Origin of the sequence: Nostoc sp. CALU 1950 (genome assembly GCF_051172895.1) — a bacterium.
In the GTDB taxonomy this organism is placed as follows: domain Bacteria; phylum Cyanobacteriota; class Cyanobacteriia; order Cyanobacteriales; family Nostocaceae; genus Nostoc; species Nostoc edaphicum_A.
Window position 1 is genome coordinate 18250 of sequence record NZ_JBDNJQ010000095.1, and the last position, 13744, is coordinate 31993.

The window sequence follows — 13744 nt, forward strand, 5'->3', positions numbered from 1 at the left end:
ACCAGATCGCTGACAAAATCAAGTTCAAGTTTCATGTTCACTCTGATTAAGATATAGGTATTTGACCTCAAGGGTGTCGATAGTCATGGTGCAAGACCAGATTTTGCTGAATGATTGGCATGTAATAGCCCGCTCGCAAGACCTCCAACCTGGAACAGTTCTGCACAAGCGTTTATTAGGCTTAGATTTAGTACTTTGGCATAATGGCGACAAAGTTCTAGCTTGGCAAGACCTTTGCCCTCATCGTGGCGCTCGTCTTTCTTTGGGATATGTCAATAAACAGACCCTTGTATGTTCTTACCACGGTTTAGCCTTTAACAACGAAGGTAAATGTATACTCGCTCCAGCTAATCCAGACCAATCGCCTCCCGCACGAGCTTGTGTTAAAACTTACCAACTTCTTGAGCGTTACGATTTGCTCTGGGTTTGTTTAGGAACACCAAAACAAGATATAGCTCCATTTTCTGAGTGGGACAATCCGGTTTATCGCAAAATTTTCTGTGGCCCTTACCACTATCACTCTAGCCCCCTGCGGACGCTGGAAAATTTTATCGATCCGGCACACTTCCCAATTATGCATTCAGGATTATTCGCCCACGCTAGTCGTCCTGAGTTGACGCATTATGAATTAGAGTCTCTTGGAGATCAGATTAGTTTCAAATGTGGTTTGTGGGAACTAGATTTTAGTTCGGCTAATCCGAAAGAAGCGCCAATGATTTTCAACACTTACCATTACCGTATCTTCCGTCCGCTAGTGGCATACTTTAAACTCGGACCTGGAGAGCATCGTCTAAATGTCTTCTATACAATTACGCCAGTTGATGAAGATGAGTGCGTGGCCCAATACTGGTTAATGGTAAACAGCGCCCGTGAAATTCCAGTTGAAGTCTATCTAAATATTCAAAATCTTGTTGCTAGTCAAGATATTGCCATTGTCAATTCCCAGCAACCCCGACGCTTACCTTTAAATTTGCAAGCAGAAGTACATTTACCGAGCGATCGCTATTCTATTGCATACCGTCAGTGGCTCAAACAACAGGGTATTACTTTCGGCACCATTTAGAACTTTGTTATGCTTTGCTCTCCTGACATTGTTTGTATTGTGAGTTTGCTTCCTTAGTGAAATTTTTTCAACATCATAATTAAGTGGGGGTTCGCAGATAAAGTGAAATTGCGGCAACGAACTTATAGGGATTTCAGCCACAGCAATTCGCAGATAAAGTGAAATTACTTGTCAGACAAGGCTTTGAGCTAGCCAGCCAATTCGTGCATAAAGTAAAATTTTGTATCTAATCCCAGAAATTAACGTTATCCTGTACAGTGCCGATAATATATACCTAATTCTTTAATATTCTATAAGAAAGTTGCTTGACTATATATAGTTAGGAGTGAGCGATGGCGTAACCGCCCGCCGGAGGCGATCGCAAAAAGGTCAGAGGTAAGCCTATCGCTCAAAAGTGCGTTTTTAATAACGTCAGTTCGGGTTAAGGACTCAAATTTGATTACTTTGACGAAAGAATAATGCTTTCACGCTATCAAAACTAACGACAGAATCTTAGTCTGCGGCGAATGGCACGCTTTAAAAGCTGAAACCTCCTTGCTGGCAGGGTGTGGGAGGTGTGGGAGGTGTGGAAGGACGGGGAAGAAGTCTTACCCCCCACACTCAATACGGTTCGGTTAAGCTCAAAAACAGGTAGACTGAGGGTTGTGACCTAAGTGTACTTACGTCGTATCATTGAAGTGACCTGGTGCTTTTCCTCCTGGAATCTGGCAACAGGATCAGTTTCTTGGTTGAACTGAGACGGTCTGCTGTTGAGCCTGCTCAAGCGATCACTCGACTCCCAATACGGTTCGGATAAGCATTTTCACTTTCCTTGTGGTCTGGGTAAGGGGTAAAGGGGAAAGGATGTATTCAAAACATGAGTCCCTTTCCCTTTCCCTTTCCCCTTTAACCGAACCATATTGACTCGACTCCTGCTTAGTTCAGTGTTGTTGAAAGGAGCATTGAACTCCCATACAATTTATGTCTGCTGAGTCACCCGTCCCCAACGATCCATCCAACTCACTCCCCATCAACCCAGACTCGGAGCCAAATCAGCCATCCCAAACCGATGCCCCTTTTCCAGTGGTGGGAATTGCCGCTTCTGCTGGCGGGCTAGAGGCATTTACGGAACTGATGCGCCATTTGCCAACGGATACGAGCATGGCGTTTGTGCTAATTCAGCATTTGTCTCCTGACCATGAAAGCCTGCTGCCGGAAATTTTAGGCAGAGTGACTACCATGCCTGTACGTCAGGTCCAAGACCAGATGCGAGTTGAGCCAAACGCGGTCTATGTGATTCCACCCAATGCCCAAATGACCCTGGTCGATGGCATTCTGCGGCTCGCGCTCCGGCAGAAAAGTGACGGCAAATATTTACCCGCCGACATCTTTTTTGAGTCGTTAGCGACCGATCGCGGCAACAAAGCGATCGCCGTTGTGCTGTCGGGGATGGATGGAGACGGTGCTGAGGGGGTGAAAGCCGTCAAGATCGCTGGGGGTGTCACCTTTGCCGAATGTGATGCCACGGCGCAATTTAACAGTATGCCCAATACGGCGATTGCAACTGGTAAGGTGGATTTTGTGTTGCCGCCGCAAGGCATTGCTACAGAACTGAGCAATCTCAGTCGCAACCCCTTTCTGGGGCAATCAGAGCCGTTGCAGATCATCCAGGAGTTACCCCCGAAACTGGGTGATCCGCTGAACCGAATTTTTTCCCTCCTCCGCACGACAACTGGCGTTGACTTTACCCAATACAAACCGGCATCGCTGGAGCGCCGCATCCAGAGGCGGATGCTGCTGTATAAGCTGGACAATCTGGCAGCATACGCGCAATATTTGCAAACGCACGGGGACGAAATTCAAGCTCTGTACGAAGAAATTCTCATCCATGTGACCAGTTTCTTTCGCGATCCGCACGTCTTTGAAAAATTGAAGATCCAGATTTTCCCCATGATCAGCCAAAATAAAGCCAGCGATGTGCCGCTTCGGATTTGGGTGGCTGGCTGTTCAACCGGGGAAGAAGTCTACTCACTCGGCATCTGCTTGTTAGAGTTTTTCAGCGATCGCGCCACCGTCCCGCCGATTCAGATTTTTGCTACCGACATTAGCGAAACAGCCATTAGCAAAGCCCGATCGGGCTTCTACCTAGAAAGCGAGATGGCAGGCGTTTCGCCGGAGCGTAAAAGTCGGTTCTTTGTCACCCAGGCAGGGGGAGGGTATCAAATCAGCAGTACCGTTCGCGAATTTTGTGTGTTTGCCCATCATAACTTAGGCGACGACCCCCCGTTCTCGAATCTCGATCTGATTAGCTGTCGCAACCTGCTGATTTATTTATCCGATCGCCTGCAAGAGCGCATCATGGCGTTGTTTCATTACAGCCTCAACTTAACGGGCTACCTGGTGTTGGGTACGGCAGAAAGCATCAAAGCTGCCTCAAATTTGTTTGCGCCCGTTGATGAAGCCTGCAAAATCTATGCCCGAAAATTGAGCTTATCTAATCCCTTATTTGCGTTTACAGCCACTTCTGGGTTCGTCCCCAGTCTCCATAATCCGCAGCGCATCCCAGAAAAGCGTTCCATTCCCTTTGATTTAGCCCGAGAAGTTGACCAACTGATCGCCAATCGCTATATGCCGCTATCGGTCATGGTCGATGAACACATGCAGATATTACAGATGCGCGGAGACCTCGATCTTTACCTGAAGTTGACCCCTAGCACCACGGAGCTAAACCTGCTGTCTATGGCACGCGAAGGGCTGGTAACACCCCTTCGCACCGCCCTGTATCAGGCTCAGACAGAGAACGTGCTGGTGCGGCAGGAAGACATTCAAATGGAACTGGGTGGATCGCGGCTGAATCTGGAGGTGCTGCCATTTCGCCCAGCCCTGATGAACGCCCTCTATTTTTTGGTGCTTTTTAATCCCATCTCTTCATCTGCCCCTGCCTCTAACACGTTCACCAGTTCCGCAACGGTAGAAAACTTGGAGCCAGCGGACTTAGCGCGTGAGCTTGTAACGCTTCGTCAGGCGCTGTCTGCCGCCACCCAACGCGAACTCTCGGCCCAAGCGCATCTGCAAGCGATGATGCAGGAGCAAAACCAACTCAACCAAAATTTGCGTATAGCGAATGAAGAGATCCTATCGAGCAATGAGGAACTGCAAAGCACGAATGAAGAACTGCAAACGGCGAAGGAAGAAATTCAAGCCACCAATGAAGAACTCTCGACGACCAATGAAGAACTGCGGAGTCGGAATCTGCAACAAAATCGAGACAATAGTGATCTCAACAACTTTATCGCCAGCATTAATATCCCGATTGTGATGCTGACGAATGACTTAAGGATTCGCCGCTTTACACCAACTGCCCAGCGACTGTTCAATTTCATCCCCACCGATATCGGACGACCCTTCACTGACCTGCATGGCAATTTTGACGTTTCCCAGCTAGAACCGATGATTTTGGAGGTATTGGAGACCCTCAATACGAAAGAACAGGAAATCCAAACAGAAGCCGGATACTGGTATAGCATCCGCATTCGCCCCTATCGCACCACTGAAAACCAAATTGACGGTGTGACACTGTTGCTACAGGATATTAATGCCCTCAAACGCTACACTGCCAGCCTAGAGAGCGCTCGCAACTATACAGAAGCCATCGTTGAGACGGTGCAAATCCCACTGGTTGTGCTGGACGCTGATTTACGGGTGAATACCGCGAATCGAGCGTTTTACGAGACATTTCAGGTTTCTGAAGCTGAAACCATCAACACGTTGCTGTTTGAATTAGGCAATGGGCAGTGGGATATTCCCGAACTGCGATCGATGTTGAACGGTATTCTGGCGGATGAGCTTGCGGTGCAGGATTTTGAAGTCAATCATGATTTCGAGCAGATTGGGCAAAAAAACATGCTGTTCAATGGGTGCAAACTGTACCGAGAAGACAACACAAACATGATTTTGCTAGTGAGCTTAGATGTTACCGAGCGCACGGCGCGCCAGAAGGCTGAAGCGGCCAATCGTGCCAAAGATGAATTTCTCTCAAATCTGTCCCATGAACTGCGAAATCCGCTCAACTCGCTGCTGGCATGGGTACAACTGCTCCGCAACCGCGACTGCGACAAGGCAACAGTCGATCACGCCTTAGAAGCCTTTGAGCAGAACGGTAAGCTACTCAATTACCTAATTGAAGATATTCTGGATGCCTCTCGGATTGCGAGTGGCAAGTTGCAATTGAATAGCCACCCGATCGACTTGAGCTTATTGGTTCAAGCTGCTCTCGATAGCGTTAACTTCTCGGCGGTGGCAAAAAATATTCAGTTAGTGTCATCGTTGAGTTCGATCTCCGTGCTGGGGGATGCCAAACGATTGCAGCAAGTGCTGGGGAACCTGCTCTCGAATGCGATCAAGTTTACGCCTGCGGGTGGACGAGTAGACATCACGCTGTCACAGGTTGACCAGCAGGCGCAAATTCAAGTCAGTGACACAGGAATTGGTATTCCAGCAGAGTTATTGCCACATATTTTCGAGCAGTTCTATCAGGCCGATTCCAGTACAACCAAAACCAATCAAGGGCTAGGATTAGGCTTGGCGATCGTGCGGCATCTCATCGAGCTGCATGGTGGTACTGTGCAGGCAGAAAGTCCGGGCGAAGGACAAGGTGCCACACTGACCGTGCGGTTGCCTTTATACGTCCCGCCCCCAACCTCACCGCCGATTGTCGAACCGACGGTAGAAACATCTTTGGACACTTCGCAAAATCTCCCCTCTCTAGAAGGCTTGCAGATCCTGGTGGTTGATGATCAGGTCGATGTGCTTTTACCCTTGCAGTTTATGCTAGAGACTTACGGGGCAGAGGTGGTGGCCGTAACGACTGCCAGAGCAGCGCTCTCTGCGCTCAACGAAAGCCCTAACCGCTATGATGTGCTGATTTCTGATCTCGGCTTGCCTGAGGAAGATGGCTACTTCCTGATTCAACAGGTGCGATCGCTCAGTGCGGCAGCCGGAGGACAAATTCCGGCGATCGCGCTGACGGGCTATGCCAGTAAAGCAGAACAACAACGGGCGATCAAGGCGGGGTTTCAAATGCACATGGCTAAACCCTGTGATCTGGTTCAATTGGGTGCAATAGTTGCCGATTTGGCTAAACGAACTTAACGGCTTGCCGTTACACGAGGCTCAATACGGTTTAGTTAAGCCAAAAACCAGATAAACTGAGGGTTATCACCCAAGTGTACTGAGATTGAATGCAACTCAAAGAATTCTCGCTGATCTCACCTGCGATTGAACCAGGTACGGTCTTCAAAGCGTTAGAAACAGCTATCCCAGCAGAAGCAATCTCGCAAGCGATCACACAGACACATAGTAATGAAGAACGGAAGCGGGCTTTACCTTCACATCTGGTGGTCTGTCTAGTCATTGCAATGAGCTTATGGTCAAAAGCATCTTTTGAGTTCAGTGCTAAAAAACTTAGTGGATGGGTTAAGTGAAGCGTCGGTGAGAGTGGGAAAATATTGGCGAATACCCTGTAAATCATCAATAACAGAAGCCCGACAGCGAGTAGGAGCAGGGGTAATGAGCCGCCTATTTCATTTAATAGTCAAAGCGCTAGCCACAATTGAGACCGGAGGTGCTTTTTTAGGGGGATTGCGATTGATGGCAGTAGATGGGACAGTTTTCGATGTCCCGGATACGCCATCGAATGCCAGAGTTTTTGGATATCCAGGAACACGACCAGGAACGCGAGCGGCTTTCCCAAAAGTGCGCCTAGTACTGTTAATTGAAATTGGGACACATTTAATTGTTGATGCACTGATGTGTCCTTACCGGATAGGTGAGCGAGTCAGAGTCAAAAAATTACTGCGATCTGTGACAGCAGGAATGTTATTAATGTGGGATAGAGGCTTACATTCCTACGCAATGGTACAAGCAACTCTTGCACAACAATGTAATTATTTGGGACGAGTACCTAAAAATGTCAAATTTCCAGTCGAGAAAGTCCTAGAAGATGACTCTTATCTGTCGTGGATTGTCCCTGACGGTAAATCCAAGAAAAAAGGTAGCACAAAAATCATGGTGCGAGTCATTGAATACACCATTGATACTGATGACCAACCACAAGTTTACCGTCTAATTACCAATTTGACGGATATTGCCCTGTTTCCCGCTTTATTGTTAGCCACGGAATATCACCAACGTTGGGAAGTGGAAAGTACCATTGATGAACTCAAAGTCCATCTTTTAGGGCGCAAAACTCTAATTCGTTCTCTCAAACAAGAGTGAAGTTGTTCAGGAAGTTTATGGCTGGCTGCTTGGACATTGGGCTGTGCGTTCACTTATGTTTCAGGTTGCTGAATCGGCTGCAATTTTCCCGTTACGTTTAAGTTTTACTGGCACTCTGAACATCATCCGTCGCGCTGTTCCTAAATTCCAGCGACTCCAAATTGAAGAATTTCCTTTTTTTTCACCTGGCTTGTAAGAGAAATTTTGGATGAGCAGATTCCAGAACCCGTTCGCGTAGCGTCTCGCAGAGAAGGTCGAAGCAATCCTCGTGTAGTTAAAAAAACTAGAGCCAAATTTCCCTCCAAGAAACCAATACATAGAGGGCAATACGCTAAATTAAAAACAGTCACTTTTTCTATTCTTAATACCGCTTAGAGCTTAACCGAACCGTATTGCCCCCACACTCCCCACACTCAAAATCTTGTTATATCAGGGATTTGCGATTAACAAGCGTGCCATTCTAGTCTGCGGCAAAATTTCACTAAGCCTAGGAATTTAAAGTAGTATTTTATACTTAAAATATGTGACTGTAACCATAAGTTTGCCATTTTTGAAACCATAACTTTGCCGCAGTATGTCACTTAAAGGATAATGTGGCCGTTTTTAAACCATAAAGTGGCCGCAGTAGTAAAACCTTAGAAAAAGGCGAATAAATAAGATTTACTGTGGAAGATCCAGCCTTATCTGCCTCAAAACATCAATTACCTCAGCCTGCCACAGCGAAGAGGGATGAGGCATAAATTTTCTGAGATTTTTAGCAGTAGGGGTAATGCCTTGTGCATGAAGTACTGGAGCGAGTTGGCGCACTTCTCGACAGCCTTGCTCAATAGCTAGTTTATGGACGAATTTGCGGTAATCTTTATAGCGTAAAGAAATAGCATGGCACACAATAGGGCAATAGTGGTAGAAAGTAGCCAAACCAATACCAGTTCTCTTAGCTATTTTTCTTAGAGAAGGTGGTGGATACTCGTCGCTAAACAAAGCTAATTCAAGTATGTTTCTGATGTGCAAAAATCTTAGCTGCTGTTGATATTCACTATATCTAGTAACCAAAGATGCTGATAAAGATTTTGAGCAAGCAGTTAAACTACTAGGAGTTTTGAATCCTAAACGAACAGCTAATTGAGTTAAAGAAGGAGGTGGTTCTTCTTCTTGAGCTAGTTGCATCGCCTGAATAACTCGTTCGCACTTAGGATTACTATTTGAAGTAACTAAAGCAGGCTGTGATGATAATTTTTTCTGTTTAGGAGCAGGTAGAGAAACTAGCTGGTTAAGAGTAAGAGGTAGTATTTTAAGTTGAAGAAAATCGACAAGATTAGTTGATAAGGCATAGCAGATTTTCAAAAGTTTATCTAAATTTGGGATGGCTACACCTGAATACCAATGTAGAATTTCATATCTCGATAACCCAAGCCAACGACCAAAAGCGGAAACATTACCTTGAGTATATTGATAGACGTAAGCTCTTAGTATTGTTTTAATAGTCTCTCTTGGAGGTGGACAAGGAAATTCAGGAGCTTGAGCAATTAAATCTCCTAAAGTCTTAACTATCCAAATCTCTTGCTGTAAATTGGGTATCTCCTCGAACAATCTCTTATCTGGCAAAGATACTTCATAGTTCATCCCCAACCAACCACCACATTTGGGACAAAATCCAGGTCGTGAGTTATGCCACAGGTGTAAAAATTCAAGGTCACAGTGAGGACATTTTGATTCTAAAAATCGATAATGGATGGGACAAATTTTAGCTGGTTTCAAAACCCACAGCAGAGGTGAATAAATGACTTGTTGATTATTTAACCAGTCTTGATAGCAATAAGGACACCAAGCATGAGAATGCTTGAGCAATCCCAAAACTGGGAAGACTTTTGCCCAAGGTAGCATTGTCAAAAACTGTAATTCAGTACGTTTTGTCAATATTTCTAGAGCGAAAACCAGCTGTTTAGCTCCAATTTGTGTTCCGTTTAAAGCTTTTACAGAAGCTTGTCCATACAAACTTACAATACTTTTAGAATTCAAAGGATTGGTAGTATGGTTATGCCCAACTATTGGTTTTATCTCTCTAGCCAATAAAGTTCCAGGCAATACGCTATGAGCTGCGGCTAGACGAGCAACATAGCTAGTCAGACTTTCAACATAACAAGTACCAAGTCCAATCGGTTCCAGATGAAACAAACGGCTAGGACTGGGAATAAATTCTGGTTCTTTGAGCCACAATTCATCGTTAACCGCCATGTTAGTCCTCATCTGAATTTACCCCTACATCATCTCTTTTAGGTTTTCTTTGTCCAACACGACCTTTTTTAAGTAGGGGATTTTTGGCTGGCATTTTTATTCCATATTCTGTTGAATATTGCCGCTCAAAAAAGCTGGATTCTTCTTGAAAGCGTTTAAATCCCTGTTGTGCTTCTTCCTTAATTTTGTTGAGCCGGGATGCAGAAAAAGCACCTAATTTAAGATGTTTGCTATTAAGAGTCCGAGCTTCTTCAGAGTAGGCAAATCTCAAAGAACGAGTTAACCAATTCTTCAATAGCCCCACACAGCCAACTGAGCCAGAAAAAAGATACTCATAGTGTTGTTCTAATTTTGGTTCTTGTACAAGCGGAATGTGGCGTTGAAAAGTTCTAATCACTCTGATAAATTCAGCAATATCTTCTGGGTTATCAGCTTGGTAAGGTAACAGGTGAATATCTTCGCTACGCCGCCCTATTTGCCCATTCAAGGTAGGACAGTTAAGCAGTTCATAAGTTCCAAATAAAATATGTACTGTACCAGTAAGATTAGCAATAGACTTAATCCAGTTCATTTGCTGTAACATCTGGTGTCCGCCTGCCATCATAAATAAATGCTGTGCCTCGTCTACAGTAAAAGCTTTTACCTGACGATAACGAAATGCTTTTTCCATTGCTCGGCGTAATGCAGGCGAATCTTGGCGGTAAGCTCGATTTAGAAATCCCAAATCCTTTGCCTCACCGTGAGGAATTTCATAATCAATTTTGTATTCAATCAAAACTTCCTGAAGGGATTCTAGGGCGCGAGTGTAATAATCTTTATAGCTAAACTTTCCTTGTTCTGTCGGAATAGCTTCAATACCAGCAACAGCAATTTGACCAGGATTTTTGCGTAATAAGGGGAGAAATTCGTAATTTAGCAGATTTTCCAGACGCAAGCGTAAGGTTGTTTTTCCTACACCAGTCACACCAAAAACTAAAAATACTAAAGTGTCAGCTGGCTCCAGAATATTAATTAATAAAGTATCTAAGGCTTGTTTGAGCCTTTGATGTGGAATAGTGATACTTTTGAAATAATCAGTTTTGATTTCGTTCGGCTGTAAGAGAAGTTCTTCTGGAAAAGACTACGACTTATTTTTTACCATAGTTCCTCTGTATTATAAGCTTCTATTTTGGTTAAATCTATTAAATTTTTTACTGATGACTTGGGCTTTATAATGCTTTCTGAACCTGACAAAATATTTTGATCTACATCTTGAACATTAGCTGAATAATTATGTTTACTTGATTTATTTTCAATAACTGAGTTTTTCTCAATCAAAACCCAAACATCTTGTTGTGCTAAATCATGTAAGCGTTGTAATAACAAAGTTTCTTGGGCTTCAGTTCCTTCTAAATATGTAGCTTTTTCTTGAGCAGATAGAGTAAGTCTTTGAGCGTGTTTCTGTCTTTTTCGACGTAATTGTGTGCTAGCTATGTTCACTTCTTTTTCGGAACGATTTTGGAAGGATTTGTAATATTCAGAAATACAGCGTATCCAACGTCCCTTAACGTAAGCATAAGCAGTCCCCATATCAAAAGGGTCGTAACGAATAGGTACATTAGTTCCTTCAATTTCTGGTCTTAGGAACGAATCATCAATTGACCAATAGTAGAGATAATTAATTTTCACGCCTCTACTTGGTTGAACTTTTGCAGTTCCTTTAGGTGTAGAAGGCAAGGTAAAAATCTTAAAATTATCATCATAAATAATCTGCTTCTGCGGGCGAGAACCACTTGAGTTTAGCCCTGACATAAAAGTTTGACGTGGGCTTTGTCCTAATGTTGGATGTTCTCGGCAATCATAGAATTCGTAACAATATGAACAAAAGTGTTCGTAGAGTTGATCTAGTGTCCAAACAGCTTGATTTTTGGGATTATTTGATTTAGTGACTTGGCGGACATTCTTAGTAATTTGAGTGTTGCCTCTGAGATTATAAAAAAACTCTGTATTTGTAGTTCCAAAAATACGTTCAACAATTGAACCAAATCTGGCTTTCGCGGCTGGTCGCTGCTTTTTGGTACATTCAAAAGCAGCTAACAATGTCTCAAAGTATGTACTACTAAATTCTGTCCCACCGTCAACAACTATTGTCTCTGGTAATTTCTCAAATCGCTGTACGCAGATTCTTAATACCATCATGCAACTACGGTAGCTTGGCTCGTCAAAAGTTAGGTAAACTGCGAGAATACGTCGGCTGTAAGCATCGATTAACAAAGTTGCCCAAGGTCTACCAAGAAGATAACCTGTTCGGGAGCATACTAACTCAATATCCAGTTGCGTATGGTCAATGTGTGCTATCTCAAATGGACGGTCGCCATGACATGGCGTGGTTAATTTCAACTCCCAATACAATAAAGATTGTTGATAAGCTGCTCTGTTTCCCTTACGTTTTTTTGTTTGCCTATAACCCGAACGATGTTGAATTCTAGAACAAAATGTAGCGTAGCTAGGCAGCTTATCTGTTAGACCTGCTTTCTCCCATTCTCTTGCTAGAATTCCATAAACAGCTAGTTTGCTTCTTTGTTGAAAAGTTTCATAATATTCTTCAATTATTTTGTCAATGAAATCTTGGGACGATTGTGAAATTCTGGGTAAGCGATTGCCTCTAGCATTAGAATTATTTAGCAGCCCAACATAACCACATTTGTACGCCTTTTGTGCTGCTATAAACTTAGCCTTCCATCTGCGAATAGTACGTTGTGGAACAGTTTCTTTATCTCTATAACTATCATTAAGATAAGGTTCAATTATTTCATATCTTTGGTTAGCTTCTGCCAAGTCTTCAGGACTAGCTCTCAAAAAATGCTCCATTGCTTTTGGAGACATTTTTACTTGATTATGAGTTTTAGGTTCCAGTTGATTGGGTTTAACATCTAAAATATTTAGAATCGTTCCGTTATTGGGTTGTGATTTCATCATTTGTACATAAGCTACCGCGATTTCTTGGTCACGGAAAAGCTGTACTTTTTCTGGCTCTGCTAAGGGTGCAGCACTCAAATTCATGTAAATTTTTTGTGTGGCTATTAAAGCATTTATGTCATCAGGATTGCTCTGTTGAGTATGAATCATTTCCCAATAACTTATGCCCGGATTTAAGCTAATTAACTTCACCAGATTTTCAGCTATTTCTGGGTCAATTTGGTAATCTTCAGCAGCATAGGCTTTGAGAAATAGTCGATTTCTATATTTAATCCAATCAATTTCTGTATCTAACCGAATTCGGTAATACAGTCCTATTTTTTCTGCATAAGCAACTGCTGGCAGGTTTAACCACTGCCCATCTTCTGAACGCATATAACGTTGTGATTGTTTAGCTGCTAATTTTTCTAATCTTGATTCTGGTTTCCACTCTTCAAAACCTGCACTCTGCTTCCGAATTACGAAAAAGTCTGGTATATGCGAAGCTTTGATTATTTCCCCACTGCTTGAGGGAAATTCTAGAGTAATTTGATATGCTTGGTCGTAGTATTCGAGTACATCTGCGTCTTCTTCGTACTCCTCTACACCTGGCAATTCAATTTTATGGGACTCAAATTGAATAGTTTTTCCCATTTTGCGACTGGCGTAGTCGCCCCGAACATTTATACCACTGCTTTTGACTCGCCGAATTGGTTCAGAGGCACGGATTTGGGAAATTAATTGCCTAGCCGCTTGTGGTAAATTTACGCCGCGACACCAATCATTAAACTCTTGGTCGCTTAACATATTGGCCCCCAAGCTTTTAAAGCAGCAACAAGCTCATACCACAAATCTAGGCTTTCGCCAGTTAAACAGTCTTTTATTGATATAAATATTTATACTTACCAGTTCAGATGACTGCGGCCACTTTATGGTTTAAAAACGGCCACATTATCCTTTAAGTGACACAGTAAGAGTTGAAAAGTAGATTATTACGTTTATTGGCTAAATAGAAAAAGTTGAGTTTTGAAATGATAAGCTTGCCGAAAGTATAAAAATAAAGCATAAACCTGCCGAAAATAACGGTTTTTCTGTATGCTCAGCGACCAAGACTTTGAAGACTGGTGTCGCCGCCTTTGTTTAACAGAGACGACAAAAGAGTTTGTGCAAAAAATCCGTTGTTCAGAACCTGTAAGGATTGTAGGTGGCGGAGCGAAAAATGTTTGCGGTAGCTATCCAAGCCGCAAAATGGGG

Annotated in this window: 6 protein-coding genes and 1 pseudogene; 3 read left to right on the forward strand and 4 right to left on the reverse strand. The window is 43.5% G+C overall.

Annotated features, from left to right (window positions below; translation table 11 throughout):
- Positions 1–85: 85 nt before the first annotated feature.
- Positions 86–1063 (forward strand): aromatic ring-hydroxylating dioxygenase subunit alpha, encoded by a 978-nt coding sequence (locus ABF638_RS23430; protein WP_190916504.1) that lies wholly within the window; start codon positions 86–88, stop codon positions 1061–1063.
- Positions 1064–2023: 960 nt separating this feature from the next.
- Complete coding sequence (locus ABF638_RS23435) at positions 2024–6193, forward strand: chemotaxis protein CheB (RefSeq protein ID WP_435025351.1); 4170 nt, start codon at positions 2024–2026, stop codon at positions 6191–6193.
- Positions 6194–6224: 31 nt separating this feature from the next.
- On the opposite strand, the gene ABF638_RS23440 is transcribed toward ABF638_RS23435, so the two are convergent.
- Positions 6225–6455 carry a hypothetical protein gene (locus ABF638_RS23440; protein WP_435025356.1) on the reverse strand — a complete coding sequence of 77 codons (231 nt, stop codon included), beginning with the start codon at positions 6453–6455 and terminating at the stop codon, positions 6225–6227.
- On the opposite strand from ABF638_RS23440, the pseudogene ABF638_RS23445 reads away from it, so the two are divergent.
- Positions 6373–7514, forward strand: a pseudogene (locus ABF638_RS23445) (IS4 family transposase). The gene ABF638_RS23440 and the pseudogene ABF638_RS23445 sit on opposite strands and share 83 nt — an antisense overlap.
- A 464-nt stretch (positions 7515–7978) precedes the next feature.
- Here the strand turns inward: ABF638_RS23445 and ABF638_RS23450 are convergent.
- The 3 genes from ABF638_RS23450 to ABF638_RS23460 all read right to left on the reverse strand — a co-directional run bounded on the left by ABF638_RS23450 (position 7979) and on the right by ABF638_RS23460 (position 13297).
- Positions 7979–9565 (reverse strand): TniQ family protein, encoded by a 1587-nt coding sequence (locus ABF638_RS23450; RefSeq protein ID WP_435025352.1) that lies wholly within the window; start codon positions 9563–9565, stop codon positions 7979–7981.
- Positions 9555–10517: an AAA family ATPase gene (locus ABF638_RS23455; RefSeq protein ID WP_435025353.1), complete on the reverse strand. Its 963-nt coding sequence runs from the start codon at positions 10515–10517 to the stop codon at positions 9555–9557. The genes ABF638_RS23450 and ABF638_RS23455 overlap by 11 nt, the downstream gene beginning before the upstream one ends.
- Before the next feature lie 170 nt (positions 10518–10687).
- A complete protein-coding gene (locus ABF638_RS23460) occupies positions 10688–13297 on the reverse strand; it encodes a Mu transposase C-terminal domain-containing protein (RefSeq protein ID WP_435025354.1) in 2610 nt (869 codons plus the stop codon).
- Positions 13298–13744 lie beyond the last annotated feature (447 nt).

Excerpts from the sequence above, each read along its gene's own strand:
- ABF638_RS23430 (WP_190916504.1), top strand. The coding sequence starts at position 86 with ATGGTGCAAGACCAGATTTTGCTGAATGATTGGCATGTAATAGCCCGC.
- ABF638_RS23450 (WP_435025352.1), bottom strand. The coding sequence starts at position 9,565 with ATGAGGACTAACATGGCGGTTAACGATGAATTGTGGCTCAAAGAACCA.
- ABF638_RS23435 (WP_435025351.1), top strand. The coding sequence starts at position 2,024 with ATGTCTGCTGAGTCACCCGTCCCCAACGATCCATCCAACTCACTCCCC.
- ABF638_RS23460 (WP_435025354.1), bottom strand. The coding sequence starts at position 13,297 with ATGTTAAGCGACCAAGAGTTTAATGATTGGTGTCGCGGCGTAAATTTA.
- ABF638_RS23440 (WP_435025356.1), bottom strand. The coding sequence starts at position 6,455 with ATGACTAGACAGACCACCAGATGTGAAGGTAAAGCCCGCTTCCGTTCT.